Here is a 17841-nt window from a genome sequence, read left to right on the forward strand (position 1 = left end):
GGAGTGGGTGGTCGGCGGCGGGCGGGGAGGTCGGACAACATCAGTCCCCTCGCAGCGTGGAGACGATCTATGCGGCCAGTCCCTGGGCGAGGGTGGCTCGGTAGTCACGTTCGTAGTCGATCGGGCTCTTGAACCCGCACACGCTGTGTAGCCGCCCGGCGTTGTAGAAGTCGGTGATCCAGGTGGCGATCTTGATGCGGGCATCGGTGCGGGTGCGGAAGGAGCGGCGGTGGACGTACTCGACCTTCAGCACGCTGTGAAACGCCTCGCTCACGGCGTTGTCGAAACAAGATCCGACTCTGCCCATGGACTGGACAACGCCGAGCTTTCGGCAGGCCCGCTTGAATCACCGCGAGCGGTACTCGCTGCCCCTGTCCGTGTGCATGATCACGCCGCGCACGTCACCACCGCGGGTGGCCGCGGCCATGTTCAGGGATGCGACGACCAGGTCGGCGTCATGACGGGCGGCCATCGCGTAGCCGAGCAGGCGGCGGGAGAACAGGTCGATGACCGTCGCCAAGTACAGCTTGCCCTCGCCGGTTTCGATCTCGGTGAGATCGCCCGCCCAGACGAGTCGGGCTCCTCGGCGGTGAAGTCCCGGCGCACGAGGTCCACGGCAGCCGACCGCTTGCCCGGCCTCGTCAGCGACCGGCGGCGATGCATCTTACGTCCGGTCAGCCCGAGTTCGGCCATGACCTTCGCGACGGTGTTCACCGACACTCGCCAGCCTCTGCGCACCAGCTGGATGAACACCTTCGGCGATCCGTAGGTGCCACCCGAGCCGTGGAAGATCTCCTCGATCTCCTCGGCCAGCCGCTGGCGGCGTACCTCACGCGCTGTCGGCGGACGATCCCGCCACTGGTAGAACCACGACTCGGACACCCCCAACGCCCGGCAGGCGGTGCGGTACGGAATCTTCTGCTCGGCCTTGCAGCTGCTGATCACCCCGACCGCGACGGCCGGGTCCGCCTCAGCTACTTCACCCACAAGGCCACGAATCGCTTGCACACATCACGCTCCATTTCCAGCTCGCGGATGCGCTAGGCCCTGTTGTGAAAGTGCTGGTCACAGCCACTCGTTGATGGCTGCGACCAGCACGGTCGCTTCGTAGCGGGTGGCCACGGCTCGATGACGCTTGAGCCGGTTGATCCCGCACTCGACCGCGTGCCGCTGCTTGTAGTCGTCCTTGTCGAACTGTGGCGGCCGCCCGCCGCGCGATCCGCGCTTGAGGCGGTTGCGGACCCGGTCCGCCGGTACCGGGATGGTGGCCTTGATCCCGCGTCTGCGCAGGTAGGAACGATTGCCGCGCGAGTCGTACGCCTTGTCGGCCCGCACCCGGTCAGGGCGCTTGCGCGGCCTGCCGAGCCCCAGCCTCGGAACCCGGACAGCCTCCAGGACCGGCTCGAACTGCGGAAAGTCGCTCCGCTGCCCGCCCGTGATCACGACGGACAAGGGCTTCTGCCCCTGCTCGACCGCGAGGTGGACCTTGCTGGTCAGTCCGCCGCGGGAGCGTCCGAGGCCGTGGTCGGCCGGCTCGGCGAAGATCCCGCCGGGCGGCTCCTTCTGGAGGTCCCCTTTTTCGCCGCTCCGGCGGCGTGCTGGTGGGCCCGGCAGACAGTGGAGTCGACGTTGACGTCCCAGGTGATCAGGCCCTTCGCATCAGCCTCGGCCTGGAGCTGGGTGAGGATCCTTGCCCAGGTGCCGTCCCGCTGCCAGCGCCGGAACAGGTCGTAGACCCGGTCCCACGGCCCATATCGTTCCGGCACATCCCGCCAGGGAGCACCGGTCCGAGTCCGCCACCATATGCCGTCTATCAGCTGCCGCCGCGTCCACACCTGCGGCCGACCCGGCTTGATGCCCGTCGGCAGCAGAGGCTCGAGCCGGGCCCACTGGCCGTTCGTCAGATCCCCACGTCCCACAGGACACGATCATCAACGAACAAGATCCACTTTCGCAACAGACCCTAGGATGTGGCCTGGCCGTAGCGGACCAGCTTCCTCGGGTCGCCCGGTGGCGGGCCGGATGCAGGCTGGTCCGTTCAGCCGTCGGTGTGCCCCCGACCTGTGCATGGGTCGGGGGCACACCGACGGGTGCTCACAACACCTTCGGCTCCGCCGCATCGTCAGCAGCCGGCTCCCCGGTGACCCCCGCGGAGTCGAGCACATCCGCGGCGAAGTGGACACCGGGAGCGCTCGCCCCGTCGGGCGCCCGGACAGCGGCGGCAGCAGCGAGGAATAGCACCGTGCGGACTACGGCGCGTCGCGGACCGTGCCCTCGAACGGCGGGCCCAGCGGCGCCTCCCCGTCGTCCGTCACCTGGAAGCGCACGTACTCGGCCCCTTCCTTCACCTGGTCGCGGATGGTCGGGACGGTCAGCTCTGTCGATTCTTCGCCCGCCTCGATCGCCGTCCACAGCGTCCCGTACGGGACCTGCGAGAGCGGGACCGCCGGGTTCGGGATCTCCTCCACGAGCTGGGACAGCCACTCCTGGTCGACGTCGGCCGTGGACAGCTCCGGGCGGCCGCCGGTGACGGGGACCAGCTGGGCCACGGCCCAAATCTCGATGTCCGCCTTCTCCGAGAGGGAGATCCGCCACGTCAGTGGCGTGCCCTCGGTGACATCGGCGTTCACCGGCTCGACGGTCACCTTCGGCATCGGATCGTCGTTCGCGGCGGTGACACCGCCGGCGTCCGCACCGACGACTGTGCCCTGGACGGCCTTGACCGCGATGTCGTGGGGCTTGTCCCAGCCGTAGCGCTTGTTGCCCTCGACCTTCACCTTGACCTTGATCCCGGCGGTGTCGGGGCCGACCTTGACCAGTCGGCCGGTCGACCTGCCGGTGTCCGGGTCGATGACGTACAGCCGGACCGCGCCCGCGTTCTTGCCGGTGATGCGGACGGGCACCTGGTACGTACGGAAGCCGGAGTCGCCCTCCTTGACCGTGAGGCGGCCGATGTCGACGCGGGTGAGCGGCGTGGTCTTCACCGCGGGCGTGCCCGGCTTCCACGACCAGGCGTCCATCAGCCATGCCTTGCCGGAGCGGGACTTGGGGGTCACTTCGAGGGAGGCGATCTTGCTGAGGTTCAGCTTGGCGCGGGTCGCGGCGGTGAGCGGGACGCGGAGCTCCTGCGCCCAGTACGAGGCGGTGAGGTCGGTTCCCGGCAGCCCGTCGATACGGACGCTGCCCAGCACGGCCCGCTTGCCCTTGGCGTCCCTGACGCTGACGTCGAAGCGGGTGCCGCTGGTGTTCGGGGGTACGGCGACGCGCAGCGCGAGGCTTCCCGCGCCCTTGACCGAGACCGGTTTCTGCGGGGTGAGGCGGGCGGTCGTGCCCGGCTTCTTCCAGTCCAGGGCGACCGCGCGGCGCCCGTCCTCGTGCTCGGGGCGCCAGTGCGCGAAGTGCGGCGAGGAGCCGGGGTCCTTCTCGCCCATGCAGGCGGAGCGGCCGGAGGCAACGGCGTCGCACAGACGGGCGCCGCTGACCTTCAGCGGGCCCTGCGGGGCGTCGGGGAGGAAGCCTGCGCCACGGTTGCCGCCGACCGCGTGGGTCAGCACCCGGGCGGGGTCGGCGGAGGGAGCGCGGCGGCCGGTGCCGTCGACGAGCTGGCGTACGCGGTCGTCACCGCCGACGAACAGCCGTGCGGCGGCGGCGATGTAGGTCGCGCCCGCCTTGTGCTGCTGGTTGGCGGAGAGCCGCCCGGCGGCGCCGGGCGAGCAGAGCGGGTCCGGCGACTCGGGCTCGTGCCAGAAGTCGTCGTAGGCCGGGGCCTCGGCCTGGCCCGGGGTCCACTCGCTGTTGAAGTAGTTGTGGTTGGCGCCGATCATGTAGACCGAGCTGTGCAGGGCCTTGCCCCGGCTGACACCCCGGGCGCCGTCCGTGAACACCTGGCCCTGGAGGTCGTAGACGTCACCGTCGCAGCCGGGCAGGAGCGTGAGCGAGGGGACGTCGGGCACCGGGTTGTGGCCGAAGAGGGTGGGGCCGACGTGGACCGTGCCGCGGATGTTCCAACGGGCCCTGGACCGGTAGCCGTCCTGGGCGGCCGGCGGCTTGTACAGGCTGTCCATCACCGCGCGGTTGACGCCCTCGCCGCCGCGCGAGTGCCCGACGAGGAGCACCCGGGACAGGTCGGTCTTCGGGCCCTTGCGCACCGCCGCGGGCGCGGAGGCGGGGTTGGCGGCCCAGTCGGCCCAGCGGCCGAGGTGATTGCGGATCAGAGAGGAGCGGGCCTGCGCGCCGCCGTCCTCGGCGTTCCAGTCCTGGCCGTTGATGCCGTTGGCGGAGATCGAGACGGTCATGTACCCCTGGGAGGCAAGGAGCTTCTGGTCGCGCAGATAGCCCCGGTGGCTGGGGATCGGCTTGCTGCCCTTGGTGCAGGGCCAGTTGCCGGAGGTCTCCTCGTCCTTGCCGGGCACGTAGCAGGTGGAGTGGCGACCGTGCAGGAAGAGCGCGATCGGACGCTTGCCGGGGGCGTTCTTCGGGGCGACGACGACCCCGCGCATCTCGACCGGCTCGGGGAGGCCCGGGAGCTTGACGGAGGCGAGGCTGTACTCACCGGTGGTGGTGCCGTACGTGCCGGCCTTGCCCGGGTCGACGGTCCCCGCCGGGAGCTTGGGCGGGAGCTTCGGGGCCGGCGGCGTCACCTTGCGGCTCGCGCCCGCGCCCGGGGCTTCATCGAGCCTGCGCCCGGCCGCCTGGACTTGGAGGTCGTCCAGGTCTGCGGTGCGGACCTCGTCGAGGGGGATACGGAAGGTCCGGCCGTCGTCCTGCGGCTCGGGTACGCCCACGAGCGCACCGTTGGCGCGGAATTCCACGCGGGAGTCGCCCATGGGGACCGGCTCGGGGGCGCGCCACTCCAGGTGGTTCCGCCCGTCCTCACCGGCGATGCGCCAGCCGGGCGGCAGCGTCTCCCCGGCGTCGGGTGTCACTGCTCCGCTGGGCTTGTCCGGCGGAGCCGGGGCGGCGTACGCCCCCGTCGGCGCCACCCCTGCCACTGTCAGCACCGCTAGCGCGGTAACCCATGCCTTCCGGGCACGTATCAAGACTCTCTCCTCAACCCTGGTCAAGCGCAGGTCCGTTCCGGTGGTCTGCGCCGGATCGAACGCCCTCTCGGACATCGAGACGGGGAGCCGAACCCGTGGGTTGCCTCTGCGGGTGGAGTGAGCGATCGGCGAGGGCTGTACCGCAGGCGGTCGGTAGGGTCGCGCAACGGAAAGATGTGATCCACTACGGCCATTCCGGCCGCCCTAGAAGGCTGATGAAGATGTTGGGTTCTGGCCCTTCTCCCTGGCCTCGGCCCGCAGCCGCTCCGGCTCAACGGGCTCGCTCTCCCGCAGACGACCACCGGGCGATGGATCGGCCACCGGCCGATCCGACGACGGCGACCCGTTGCGCCGGGCCCGCGACACCCAGCTGTGCAACGTCCCCGGGTGGATGTCCAGGTTCTCAGCCACCTCCGGAATCGGCTTCCCGGTCTCCGTCACGATCCGTACCGCTCCCCCGCGGAACTCGATGTCGTAGATGCGCTTCCTGGATGCCATGACCCCCAACCATCCCTCCGGCCAAGGTCTCCACAGTAGGAGGGGAACCTCATGAAACCATTCCCCCGTCTCCCGCCGGGACGGCCCGGGCACGGAGCGGCCGGAAGGCACCGGTGGGCACTCGGTCCCCATTGATTGCGAGGGCTCATCACCGCTTCGATGGCCCCCTGCCGGAGTGTCCCGCCACCGGCTCCGACGACGAGTGGGGGGTTGGGAAGACGTGCGTCACCCAAGAAGGAACAGCGGCCGTGGAGGCGGCCGCATATTACGGCTGAGCGGGATATCGGGTGCGGCGACGCTGTTGGGCGTCGCCGCACTCGTCGTTCCGGCGGTGCCCGCCGGCGCCGCGACGGAAGCGGACACGCCACCGCCGAGCCCGGGCGAGATGGTCCCCGGACAGGAGACGGAGACCCCGGCCCTGGTCCAGGGCATCCGGGAGCGGGCCCCCGAGGCGAGCAGCGCGGCAGGGGCAGCCCGCGCCTATCTGGGCAGCAAGCGGCAGCGCTACCGGATGGCCGACGCGGAACGCGACCTGGTGCCCACCGCGACGACCGCTTCGGGCGGGCAGGAGACCGTACGGTTCCAGCAGCGGCATCGGGGCGTGCCCGTGCTGGGTGGCCAGTACGTCGTCCGCATGGAGAGGAAGAACGGCGAGCGGATCGTCACCGGCACCTCCGGCAAGTACTTCACCGGGCTGACCACCGGGACGACGGCCGAGGTCGGCGAGGAGCTCGCCGTCGAGCGGGCCGTCGACCGTGTCCTCGACGACCTCGGCAGCCGGCACTTCGCGGCGGCACCGCGCGAGGGCGAGGAGGAGCGGTCACCGCTGCGGGGCACCGCCCACGGGCTCGTGGTCCTGCCCCAGGGAACGGGTGTCCTCACCCAGCACGTCACCGTGAACGGCACCGACCCCGCGACCGGCGAGCCGGTGTCGCAGGAGGTGTACGTCGACGCCCACGCCGGATATCCGCTGCTGCGCTACAGCGGTATCAAGACGTTCGGCGCACCGGCCCGGGTGGCCGGGAAGCCCGCGTCGGACACCTCCCGGCAACGGGCTCCGGCCACCGGGGCGAAGGGCAGCGGGGTCCGGCTCGACGGCACGACGGTGCCCCTCGATGTCCTCCACGACGAGGCGCGCGGCCAGTACGTGTTGCGGGACCGCACCCGCATCCCGAACGACGAGTACAGCGACAACGTGCTGGCGACCTGGGACGCGCGCGGCAAGTGGGTCGGTGACGTGAGCGGACGGTGGCCCGACGATATCAAGGAGTTCGGCTCGCCCACCCCCGAGTTCGGCACCGACGCCACCGAGGCCGGTGCCGTCGACGCGCACTGGGCCGCCGGGCAGGTCTACGACTACTACCGGAACCGGCACGGGCGGAACAGTCTCGACGGCCACGGCATGACCGTCAACTCCCTGGTGGGCGTCACCGTGTACGGGGAGCCCTACGTCAACGCCTTCTGGGACGGCCGGAAGATGGTGTACGGCAGCGGCGACGACGAGTACCGGCCGCTGTCCGCGGCCCTGGACGTCGTCGGCCACGAGATGACGCACGGCGTGATCGAGCACTCGGCGAACCTCGTCTACGCGGGCCAGTCCGGCGCGATGAACGAGGCCATCGCCGACTACTTCGGCAACGCGATCGAGGCGGACGTGTACGGCGTCCCGATGACGGACCCGGACTCAGGTCTGCTCGGGGAACGGCTCTGCCGGACGAAGGGCCCCCGGGACTGCGCCCTGCGTGACCTGAATGACGGGCGGACCACCACGAAGTCGTTCCTCGGCCTGGACTTCCTCAACGACAACGGCGGCGTCCACCTCAACTCGACCATCTTCGGCGGAGCACTCTGGGACGCTCGCGAGGACCTCGGCGCCGAGCTCGCCGACACGATCGTCTACCGGGCGCTGACCCAGTACCTCACGCCGCTCGACGGCTTCACCCAGGGACGGGCCGCCGTGCTCGCGGCGGCGAAGGACCTCGGGGTCGCGGCGGACGGCATGAAGGCGCTGCGCCGTGCGTTCACGGCGCACGGCATCGCGCCCGGCTGGGAGCTGGCCCTCGGGTTGGACTCCGAACCGCTCCTGGAGCGGATCAACACCACCGGCACGGGCCTGGGCGGAGGTGGTGGCTGGTGGGCGGCGTCCAAGTCGAACGAGGACGGTTCGGAGCCGTACTCGGTGTGGGCGGGGCGGGCCGACGGCAAGGGACAGCTGAAGCTGATGAGCCCCAACGACGGCCGCTACCACGTCAACCCCTCCACCGACGGCAAGACGGTGGTGTGGCAGGCGTACAGCCCGGGTGACGTCGAGATTCTGGCCAGGCCGATCGCGGGCGGACCGGTAAAGAAGCTGTGGTCCGGCCGCGGCGGGGGCAGCGTGACGGACGTCGACGGTGACGTCGTGACGTTCGGCTACGCGAACGTGGGTGGGCGGTCGGGGGTGATCCATCTGAGCCTGAAGGACCCCGCGAACAAGGTCTCGTTCGGTGGTGGCACCTACCGCCGGGCGTACTCCCCCTCGGCGAGCGGCGGCAAGGTCGCCTACCAGGAGTGGCGCCGGGTGGCTCTGGCGGCACGCGCCGCGTACGAGTGGCGGACGATCGTCGTTGACGTCGCGAGCGGTGAGAGCACGGTGGTCCACGAGACCCCGAACACCGTGAGCCACGGCCCGACGGCCATCAACGGTACGCACGTCTTCTGGCTCCTCGACCAGGAGGCGGCGGGCGGGACCTCTCTGCTGCGGGCCTCGCTCGACGGTTCGGGCGTGGTGGAGCTCAGCCCAGAGGCGGGGCCGGACGCGCTCCACGCCTACGACCTGACGGTGTCCGAGGACACCGCGACGGTCGCCGCCTACGTGCCCGACGCGCCCCTCAGCAACGAAGCGAGCCCCAAGCTCCACCAGTTCGCCGCCCTCGGCGCCCTTGGCACGCCGGGCACGTACAAGGGCCGCGTCTCCTGCAACCGCGGCGTCCAGACCCACCCGGCGGCGGTCGCCGGCAGCCAGGTGGTGTGGCTGGACTCGACGACCGGCACCACCGACGTGGTGACCCGGACCCGGCCGACGGGCCGGTGCGGCTGACCTGACGGCGACTGGTGGCCGCCGGGACACCCCGTTGGCCACCACGGCCTCGTGGCAGCCTCCCGCGTCACCCGCGCCGCTTGCGGAGCAGTCCCGTGGCGAAGAAGACTCCGGTCGGCACGGCGACCAGCGCGAAGACGACCTGACCCCAAGACGGCGAGCAATGCTCAGATGTCTGTGGATCGACCCGGGAAGGACGTACCTTCTCGGGTGATTGATCGATAGGTCACCGAGCAAGACCGGTGTTCGCAGCACCGGCCGGGAAGGCACATCCGCCGCTACTGGACGACGCTGGCCACTGAACTGGACACCAACGGCGACGGCGTGATCACCGTGGACGAGTTCCGTCCGTTCGTGCTCGACTCCGAGCGTTTCGGTCCCACGATCGCCGAGTTCGCGGAGGCCCTCTCCGCACTCGGCGACCCCGACGGGGACGGCCTCATCGAGCACCCCCTCTTCGTATCGCTGATGGCGGCGATCGGCTTCGAGGAGGCGAACATCCACGCCCTCTTCGACACCCTCGGTCCGGACGCCGAGGACCGCATCACCATGGCTACGTGGGCCGCCGGCATCAAGGACTACTACGCGCCGGACATGGCCGGGATCCCAGGCGACCAGCTGGTGGCTGCCCGGGCCGTCTGACATGGTCCGTCAGCACCTTTCCCGGGCGTGGGCGGCACCGCTGCGACGTGACCGAACTGCCCGCCCGGCGGGACGCGTTCCACCGGACGGAGCCTGCGACCGGGCCCCGCCCTCAGCCTCCGTGCGGACGTCGTCGTGAGCGTTGCGGGCGTCAGGGCGAGGACTTGTGCGCGAACACCCACCGGTTTCCCTCCAGCGCATCGTTGGGCTCGGGCAGGGGGCCACCTCGGTGCCGGCGGGTGAACTCGAAGGGAGTGTGCATCGAGGTGGACCAGCCCTTGGCCGTCAGGTCACCTGCGGAGTCGGGGCGTGGTCCCTTGTCGAAGAGGTGGAGCAGATCGATGCCGATCTGTTCTCGCGTCGCCGTGTAGATCGGGCTGTCGCGGTACGCCTGTAGGTCCTTTTCCAGCTTGGCCTCGAAGGCCAGTGCGCTGCCTTCGGTGGTCAGCCGGTCCACCGTGTCGATGAGGTACGTCTCGGCGGGGCCCGGCAGGTAGAAGAGGAGTCCCTCGGCCAGCCAGACGCTCGGTGCGGCCGGGTCGAAGCCGGCGGTGGTCAGCGCGGTGACCCAGTCGGCGCGCAGGTCGACCGGTACGGGGACGCGCTTTACCTGCGGGGTGGCCGGCAGGTTCGTGAGCACCTGGTGTTTGAACGCCAGCACGCCCGGCCGGTCGATCTCGAAGACGACGCAGTCGGAGGGCCAATCCAGCCGGAAGGCTCGAGTGTCCAACCCGGCGCCCAGTAAGACGACTTGGCGGGCGCTCGTACGGACCGATCGGAGGAGGAAGTCGTCGAGGACCCTGGTCCTCAGGCCGAAGTAGCGGGCGAACCGCCCCCACAGCGGGTTACCGTCCCCGTCCGGGACCTGTTCGATGCGCACCGGCCAGTTTGCGCAGGCCGGGGCGGCGCGCACGAAGTGTTCCGCGTAGATGTCCTGGGCCAGGCTGTCGTGGCGGTGGGTCTCGATCGCCCGTGCCGCAGCGACCAGGAGGGCGGTCAGACCCACGCCTGCGTCCACGCCTTCCACGTCCGTGTGCTGCGGCGCCGTGCCGGCCATGTTTCCTCCGTTGGCGGGAGTGGTGACTGCAAGGTGTCTGTTTGTCGGATGCGGTGAGTCTGCGGTGCTGTATGCCTTGTTCATCGGCTTCTCCGCTCCGGGAGCAGGACGGGTTTGACCACGCGGCCCGCGTCGCAGTCGTGTTCGGCCTCGTTGATGTCGGCCAGTGGGTAGGTGCGGATCAGCTGGTCGAAGGGGAAGCGTCCGGCCTGCCACAGCCTCGTCAATCTGGGTATCAGCAGTGCGGGTACGGCGTCCCCTTCGCAGATGTGGCGGATGCTGCGGCCTCGGTCCAGCGTGCCCGGTTCGAGCGGCAGCGCGGTGTGGAGCCGTGCCACCAGGCCCAGGCTGCCGGTCGGGCGCAGTGCCCGGAGCGCGTCGTTGATGAGCGGGGAGGAGGCCGTGGTGTCCAGCGCGTACTGCACGCCGCCCTCGGTCAGGCGCCGGATCTGCTCGGGCAGTCCGGCCGTTGCTGCGGGCAGCGGGATCGCGCCGAACCGTTCGGCCAGGGCCAGTCGCCCGGGATGTCGGTCGACGGCCACGGTCACTGCCCCGGCGGCGGTGGCCGCCATCACCGCGGCCAGGCCCACCGCTCCCGCGCCGAAGACCGCGAGGGTGTCGCCGGGGCCGGCGCCGAAAGCGCTCAGCACAGCTCCGGCACCGGTGAGGAAGCCGCAGCCGAGCGGCCCGAGCAGTTCGACGGGCAGTGCGGCATCGACCCGGACGGCGTTGCGGGCCGGGACGAGCGCGTACTCGGCGAACGAGGACTGGCCGAACCACCGGGGGGCCAGCGCTCCCCCGGTCGCGTCAGTGAGCCGCCGCGCGTCCTCCTCGCGTCCCCCGAAGAGGTTGAGGGAGGCGAAGGAGTCGCAGTAGGCGGGGGCCGCACCGCGGCAGTTCCGGCAGTGCCCGCAGGAGTCGAAGCTCAGCACGACGTGGTCACCGACGCCGATCGCGGTGTCCGGGCCGCCGCCCGTCCGCACCACGACCCCGGCCCCCTCGTGGCCGAGCACCGCCGGCAGCGGGCTACGGCCGGCCGATCGCCGGACCGCGAGATCAGTCCTGCACATCCCGCAGCCCGCGATCTCGACCAAGATTTCGCCAGCGGTGGGTTCTGTGTGCAGGGTCACCTCCTCGACTGTGAACGGGTCCTCGTACGAGCGCAGTACGGCCGCCTGGTACCTCATCGTCATGCCTCCTGCGGACGGTGGACGACGAACGGCCGGAGGTTGCCGTAGAGCCCCCACAGTCCGCCGGCGACGCCGACACCGCTGTTCTTGACTCCTGCGAAGGGCTGGGCGAGGGACAGTTCGGCGTGGTGGTTGATCCAGGCCGTGCCGCATTCGAGTCGGTCCGCTACCGCCTCGGCCTGGTCGAGGTCGGTGCCCCAGACGGAGCCGCCCAGTCCGAAGCCGGTGCCGTTGGCCGCGGCGACGGCTTCGTCGAGGCGCCGGTACGGCAGCACCGGCAGGACGGGTCCGAACTGTTCCTCGGCCACCACCGGGCTGCTGGGCGGGACATCGGTGAGGATCGTAGGAGCGAAGAAGTAGCCCGGCCCGTCCAGCCGGTGGCCACCGGCCGCCGCCCGGGCTCCGTCAGCCAGGGCCTGCTTCGTGACCTGCTCGACGCTGGCCAGCTGGGGTGCGTTGTTGACCGGGCCCAGCCTGGTTTCAGCGTTCAGTCCGGGGCCGACGGCGACGGTCTTCGCGCGCTGGGCGAGGGCTTCGACGACCTCGGCGTGGAGCCGGGCCGGGGCGTAGACGCGTTTGACCGCCATGCAGACCTGCCCGCAGTTGCGGAACGCTGCCCAGAACAGCCGGTCCGCGATCCGGTCGACCTCGACATCGTCCAGCAGGACGGCGGCGTCGTTGCCGCCCAGTTCCAGGGTGACCCGGGCGAGGGAGGCCGCCGCCGCTTCGGCGACGGCCCGCCCGGTAGGCACCGAGCCGGTGAAGGTGACGTGGCGGATGCCCGGGTGGGAGGCGAGACGGGCGCCGAGGGGTTCGCGGCCGGTGACGACAGTCAGTACGTCCTTGGGCAGGGCGGTGGCGAGGACGGAGCCGAGCAGTCGGGTGGCGAGGGGCGTGAACGGGGACGGTTTGAGGACCATGGTATTGCCTGCCGCGAGCGCGGGCGCGAACTTCGCCGCCGCGAGCTGGAGTGGAAAGTTCCACGGCACGATCGCGGCGACGGGTCCGAGGGGGCGCCAGCGGATCTCGCTGTGCATGGGCCGGCCGTCGGTGATCCGCCGGGTTCTGGGGGCCAGGTCGGCGAAGTAGCGCAGGCGGGCTGCCGTACGGGCGATCTCCGCGTACGACTCGGCCAGGGGCTTGCCCTGTTCCCGGGTGAGCAACCGGGCGAGGTCGTCGCCGGCCGTCTCCACGGCGTCGGCCGCCGCGCGTAACGCGGTGGTGCGGGCGACGGGGTCGGCGCGCCAGCCGTGCCAGGCCCGGTGGGCCCGGTCGACCACGGCGTCCAACTCGTCCGGCTGCTGGTCGGGGGCCTCGTCGAAGGTCTCCCCGGTGGCCGGGTCGACGACGGCGAGACGCGCGGCCCGGCGTCCGAGGACGCGATCGGGCTCAGATGTCGGCATGCCGGTCAGTTGACGGCGGGGACGCCGGCCGCGTGCCCCCGGGCCTGCCGGTCCATCTCCGCCCGGAAGGCGGCCACGAGATGCGGCTGAATCCTTCCGGCATTGCGGTCGCCGCCCTCACAGACCGCTCCGCGCACGCCCACGATGTCCGTGCCGATGCGGGTCAGCGGACCGAGGTCGGCCTGTTTGACACTGCCCGCGAGGGCGGCGAGCCGACCGGAAGCGTGGGCCAGCCGGACGAACTCGGCACAGACGTCCGGCGGAACGTGGTCGAACAGCCGCGTCCCGTCCTTGATCGCCGTGTCCAGCATGGCCGCGTCGGCGCCGGAGCGGGCGGCGATGTCGGGCAGGGCGAGCGGGTTGACACAGCCGATGCGGTGGGCGTCGGCGTAACCGGAGGCGACGACGAGCGCTTCGGGGCAGTGGTCCTTCACTGCCCGGACGACCGCGCGCATGACCTCGATGCCCTGATCGGGCGTCGTGCAGCCGTAGAGGCCGACCTTGATGTACGTGGCCCCCGAGACGACCGCGCCGAGCGCAGCCTGGGCCACCGTGCCAGGCTTGTACGGGACATCCCCCACGGTCGCGGACACCGGCTTGTCCGCCGGGACCGCGTCGCGGATCTCCCTGATGATCCAGGGAAAGTTCGCGCCGAGAGAGCCCTCATCAGGCTTCTTGACGTCGATGATATCGAGATGCTCCGCCGCCTTCGCGCAATCGAGAGCCTCCTCGACACCGTCCGGAGAGATGAGAAGCAACACCCTGACCTCCTTCGTCGCCAGTCCGCCCGGCCGAGGGACAGGGGACCGCGGATCACCTGGCTCATGTGCGGTGCGCTCATCTTTTCCGTCACCCTGAGGAACCGGAAGGGCGCGCAGGGCACCTATGGGTGCTCATGCCCCCGTACAGCGCGCCGTGCATACGGGGGCAAAGCAGCCCGCAGGCAACAATTCGCCTAGTCGGCGAATAGCTCGTAGCGCCCGCGTATGCCTGCTGAGGATGCAGCCCTCCGCACCGGGCCCGTGGTCGCATCGGGTGCGGAGAGTGTCGTCGGGGCCGCCGACGGAACCAGCCGCGGCCACGGCCCGGCTCCTGGTCGTCCTCCGGCTCCGGCGGTGCGGCGGCTTGGAGGCGGGCGGCTTCGGGCGGCGGCTTCCTCGCGGGCGACGTCGTCGGCGTGGCAGGTGCCGTACACGGCCACGTCCCCGGCGTTCCAAACCGTCCTGTGTGCGGTGGTCTCCCCATTGTCTTCTTCGCGGTCCTGTAAAAGGGCCGCTGGCCTCCGGGCCCGGCATGACTGTTGCCGCCTGTCGAACGAATGACCTGGGGGGTGGTGTCACCGGGTCCGAGGGGTGCCGGCGGAGACGTTGATCAGAGGTTCGACCGCCGCTTGGCCCGGTGCAATGCCCGGCCGTTTGCGGGCGGCAGGTCTGCATGACGTGGATGCGCGCGAACGGCCCCACTGCCGAGGCCGGCACGCATCGACGCATGTGGGGGCACGGTGATCGACATCGGCGGAGTGGGCGTCTTCCTCGGCTTGGACGTCGGCAAGAGCACGCACCACGGCCACGGGCTCACTTCGGCCGGGAAGAAGGTCTTCGACAAGCCTCTGCCGAACGGCGAACCGCAACTGAGAGCCGTCTTCGACAAGCTGATGAGCAAGTTCGGCACCGTCCTGGCGATCGTGGACCAGCCGGCGTCCATCGGCGCCCTCCCGCTGACCGTCGCCCGCGACGCGGGCTGCCAGGTCGCCTACCTGCCCGGCCTGGCCATGCGCAGGATCGCCGACCTCTACCCCGGCCAGGCCAAGACCGACTCCCGCGACGCGGCCGTGATCGCGGACGCCGCCCGCACCCTGCGCTCGCTGGAACTTGCCGATGAGATCACCGCGGAGCTGACCATGCTGGTCGGCTTCGACCAGGACCTCGCCGGAGAGGCCAACCGCACCTCCCACCGCGTCCGGGGCCTGCTCCCCCAGTTCCACCCCAGCCTCGAACGCGTTCCGTTGGTGTGGGCGAGTTCGTCGACGAGGACCACCTTGAAGCGCTCCGGGTCTGTCGGAGGCTCGATTCCCGGAGAGGATCGAGTCATGGCACGCCCGTCCCCCTATCCTGCCGAGCTTCGTGAGCGTGCGGTGCGCATGGTCGCGGAGGTCCGCCCGAATTACCCGACCGAGTGGGCCGCGATGAAGGCGGTCACCGCGAAGCTCGGGATCGGTGCCGCTGAGACGGGGCGGACCTGGGTCCGCAAAGCCGAAGTCGATACCGGCCGGCGCCCGGGCGTGACTTCGGACGAGGCTGCAGAGAGCAAGCGCCTGAAGGCGGAGAACGCCGAACCGCGGCGGGCGAACGAGATCCTCAAGGCGACCTCGGCCTTCTTCGCGACCGAGCTCGACCGGCCGTCGAAGCACTCGTAGCGTTCATCGACGAGTTCAAGAAGGTGTTCGGAGTCGAGCCGATCTGCCCAGCCCTGACCAGCCACGGACTGAAGATCGCGACGAGCACCTATTACGCGGCGAAGAACCGCACACCCGGCACCCGAACAGTCCGCGACACCGAACTGAAGGCGCAGATCAGCCGCGTCCACACGGACAACTTCAGCGTCTACGGGGTCAGGAAAGCCTGGCGGCAACTGCATCGCGAGGGCATACCGGTGGCCCGCTGCACCGTCGCCCGGCCGAGGCGCGATCTGGGCCCGGAGGGCGCCCGGCGAGGGAAGAAGATCCGCACCACCGCCCGGGACGACGGCCATGATCGGGCAGCTGACCTGCTGCAACGCGACTTCACGGCGTCCCGGCCGAACGAAAGACGGGTCGCGGACTTCCCCTGGGTCGCCACCTGGTCCGGGATCGTCTACGTCGCGTTCGTCGTGGACGTGTTCTCCCGGGCGATCGTGGGCCGGTCCGCCGCGACCAGCAAGCGGGCCAAGCTCGTCCTCGACGCCCTCGACATGGCCCCGTGGCGCCGCGACCGCGCCGGAACTCCCGCTGGACCAGGTCTCGTTCATCATTCGGATGCCGGCGGCCAGTACACGTCCTTCGCGTTCACCGCGCACCTGGTCGAGGCGGGTGTCGATGCCTCGATCGGCACCGTCGGCGGCGCCCTGGACAACGCGCTCATGGAATCCCAGATCGGCCTCTACAAGACCGAGCTGATCAAGCCCCGCAGGCCCTGGCACGGCCTCGCCGACGTCGAACTCGGCACCGCGGAATGGGTCGACCGGTTCAACAACCAGCGCCTCCACACCGCGATCGGAGACATCCCGCCCCACGAGCACGAGACCAGCCACTACGCTCAACACCAGCCCCGACCGGCGGCCGGAGTCAACGCATAGAGCCTCCACCGATCCCGGAGCGGTTCACTCACCAATCCTCATTCTCGCTGGTCAGAGGCACTTTCCGCTTTCCTGATCACCAGCCGGACAGCCCACCTCGTGAAAGCGCGAGGCTAGGACGTAAAGGGTAATCCGCCTAGATCAAACGCCCTCTAGAACTCACCATCACGCGTTGCTGCTTCTCACCGGCACAATCAGCAGGGGGTGCGGCAAGGAGGGCGGTGGCCGCCGGGTGGTAGGGGGCCAGCCCCACCCCCGTCCGGGCAGCCAGCTGGATGGTCCGCGGCGCCGGCCCTCCGTAGCGTTCCGGCCATGGAGATCACGAAGAGTGCGCGGTGGGGCCGGTCCGGACGGTGGCGTGCGGGGCTGGCCGTGGCCGGGGTCGCCGCAATCGGGACCGCATCGCTTCTCGGGCCGGGCACCACGGCCGAGGCCATGGGCACCGGCGGCGGGGACGCGCGGTCGCGGCTGCAGCGGGACGCGGACGCGGTACGGGACACGGGAGCCACCGGGCTGACGGTGCTCGCCCGGGACGCGGGCGGGCGCGAGACGCAGGCCCGGTCCGGCACCGCGAGCCTGAAGGACGGGGGCCGGGTGCCCTTCGACGCCTACTACCGCATCGGCAGCGACACCAAGACCTTCACGGCCGTCGCCGCGCTCCAGCTCGTCGGCGAGGGCACGCTGAGCCTGGACGACACCGTCGAGCAGTGGCTGCCCGGGGTGGTCGCCGGCAACGGCAACGACGGCAGCCGCATCACCCTGCGCAACCTGCTCCAGCACACCAGCGGCCTGGCCAATTACACGGACATCGCCTTCGAGGACCCGGCGGAGCTGACGCCCGAGCGCTTCCACGCACAGCGGTTCCGCTCGCAGACCCCCGAGGAGCAGGTCGCCGTGGCGATGGAGCGCGCCCCCGGCTGGCTGCCGGACGCGGACGATCCGGGCGCCGAGACGCAGTGGGCGTACTCCAACACCAACTACGTGCTGCTCGGGATGGTCATCGAGAAGGCCACTGGCAACCCCTGGGCGCAGGAGGTGCACGACCGGATCATCGAGCCGCTGGGGCTGCGCCGCACGCTGATACCGGACACCTCGCCGTACGTGCCGATGCCGACGGCCGCCGGGTACACGCAGTTCCCCGGCCGGGACGACCTCACCGACACCACGCTGGCCGTGGGCGGCGGCGCGGACGGCGGCATCATCAGCACCACCCGCGACATGAACACCTTCCTGCGCGCCCTGATGGGCGGCCAACTGCTGCCGCCGGAGCAGCTGGAGCAGATGCGCACCACCGTCCCGGCACCCGGCTACGCCACCGATGGCAGGACCCGCTACGGGCTCGGCCTCGCCTGGCGCCCGGCCGAGGGCTGCGGGGGCGGGATCTGGTACCACGGCGGCACGTCCTTCGGCACCGCCTCCGAGACCGCCGTCACGCCCGACGGCCGGGTGTCGGCCGCGGCCGCTGTCTTCACCACGCGCTTCGGTGACGAGAAGCGCTTCCTCGAGCAGGCGGAGGCCGCGGTCCGCCTGCTGGACCGGGCGGTGTGCGCCGACCGGAAGCGCGGGTGAGCAGGGGCGCACACCCGCAGAAGACACCGCT

General features: G+C 70.7%; 10 protein-coding genes and 5 pseudogenes. 5 read left to right on the forward strand and 10 right to left on the reverse strand.

Annotated elements, in window-relative coordinates; all coding sequences use genetic code 11:
• Window positions 1-67: 67 nt before the first annotated feature.
• The 6 genes and pseudogenes from AOK18_RS31915 to AOK18_RS15105 all read right to left on the reverse strand — a co-directional run.
• A pseudogene (locus AOK18_RS31915) lies at window positions 68-310 on the reverse strand (integrase core domain-containing protein); the annotation flags it as partial.
• A 36-nt stretch (window positions 311-346) separates the two neighbouring features.
• Window positions 347-562, reverse strand: a pseudogene (locus AOK18_RS34350) (DDE-type integrase/transposase/recombinase); the annotation flags it as partial.
• 101 nt (window positions 563-663) lie between these two features.
• Window positions 664-1008: pseudogene (locus tag AOK18_RS35385) on the reverse strand (IS3 family transposase); the annotation flags it as partial.
• Window positions 1009-1065: 57 nt separating this feature from the next.
• Window positions 1066-1919 (reverse strand): IS5 family transposase gene (locus AOK18_RS30900; protein WP_420865612.1). Its coding sequence is split into 2 segments (ribosomal slippage): window positions 1066-1526 and window positions 1526-1919, totalling 855 coding nucleotides; the frame shifts between segments, so codons are not numbered across the junction.
• 330 nt (window positions 1920-2249) lie between these two features.
• Window positions 2250-5039, reverse strand: coding sequence for an alpha/beta hydrolase (locus AOK18_RS15100; protein ID WP_055694689.1), 2790 nt, complete (start codon window positions 5037-5039; stop codon window positions 2250-2252).
• Between the two features lie 204 nt (window positions 5040-5243).
• Window positions 5244-5537 (reverse strand): transposase, encoded by a 294-nt coding sequence (locus AOK18_RS15105; protein ID WP_055694706.1) that lies wholly within the window; start codon window positions 5535-5537, stop codon window positions 5244-5246.
• A 385-nt stretch (window positions 5538-5922) separates the two neighbouring features.
• Here AOK18_RS15105 and AOK18_RS15110 point away from each other — a divergent pair, with 385 nt between their 5' ends.
• The gene (locus AOK18_RS15110; RefSeq protein ID WP_206281549.1) at window positions 5923-8616 is read left to right on the forward strand and encodes a M4 family metallopeptidase; all 2694 of its coding nucleotides are present in this window, start codon (window positions 5923-5925) and stop codon (window positions 8614-8616) included.
• Between the two features lie 273 nt (window positions 8617-8889).
• Window positions 8890-9258, forward strand: a pseudogene (locus AOK18_RS15115) (EF-hand domain-containing protein); the annotation flags it as partial.
• 151 nt (window positions 9259-9409) lie between these two features.
• On the opposite strand, the gene AOK18_RS15120 reads toward AOK18_RS15115, so the two are convergent.
• The 4 genes from AOK18_RS15120 to AOK18_RS15135 all read right to left on the reverse strand — a co-directional run bounded on the left by AOK18_RS15120 (window position 9410) and on the right by AOK18_RS15135 (window position 13669).
• Window positions 9410-10315, reverse strand: coding sequence for a class I SAM-dependent methyltransferase (locus tag AOK18_RS15120; protein WP_055694691.1), 906 nt, complete (start codon window positions 10313-10315; stop codon window positions 9410-9412).
• An 80-nt stretch (window positions 10316-10395) separates the two neighbouring features.
• Window positions 10396-11502, reverse strand: coding sequence for an NAD(P)-dependent alcohol dehydrogenase (locus AOK18_RS15125; RefSeq protein WP_055571604.1), 1107 nt, complete (start codon window positions 11500-11502; stop codon window positions 10396-10398).
• 2 nt (window positions 11503-11504) lie between these two features.
• A complete protein-coding gene (locus AOK18_RS15130; protein ID WP_055694692.1) occupies window positions 11505-12908 on the reverse strand; it encodes an aldehyde dehydrogenase family protein in 1404 nt (467 codons plus the stop codon).
• A 5-nt stretch (window positions 12909-12913) separates the two neighbouring features.
• Window positions 12914-13669, reverse strand: a complete 756-nt coding sequence (locus AOK18_RS15135; RefSeq protein WP_055571606.1) for a (5-formylfuran-3-yl)methyl phosphate synthase — start codon at window positions 13667-13669, stop codon at window positions 12914-12916.
• 740 nt (window positions 13670-14409) lie between these two features.
• Between AOK18_RS15135 and AOK18_RS15140 the strand changes: the two are divergent.
• The 3 genes and pseudogenes from AOK18_RS15140 to AOK18_RS15150 form a co-directional block, all read left to right on the forward strand.
• Window positions 14410-14910: pseudogene (locus AOK18_RS15140) on the forward strand (IS110 family transposase); the annotation flags it as partial.
• Between the two features lie 87 nt (window positions 14911-14997).
• A protein-coding gene (locus AOK18_RS15145; protein ID WP_099048881.1) for an IS3 family transposase occupies window positions 14998-16241 on the forward strand; the annotation gives its coding sequence in 2 pieces (ribosomal slippage) (window positions 14998-15286 and window positions 15286-16241; 1245 coding nt in all).
• 312 nt (window positions 16242-16553) lie between these two features.
• Window positions 16554-17810 (forward strand): serine hydrolase domain-containing protein, encoded by a 1257-nt coding sequence (locus AOK18_RS15150; RefSeq protein WP_055694694.1) that lies wholly within the window; start codon window positions 16554-16556, stop codon window positions 17808-17810.
• The last annotated feature ends 31 nt before the right edge of the window (window positions 17811-17841 follow it).

The sequence above is a fragment of the Streptomyces prasinopilosus genome (assembly GCF_001419695.1).
In the GTDB taxonomy this organism is placed as follows: domain Bacteria; phylum Actinomycetota; class Actinomycetes; order Streptomycetales; family Streptomycetaceae; genus Streptomyces; species Streptomyces prasinopilosus.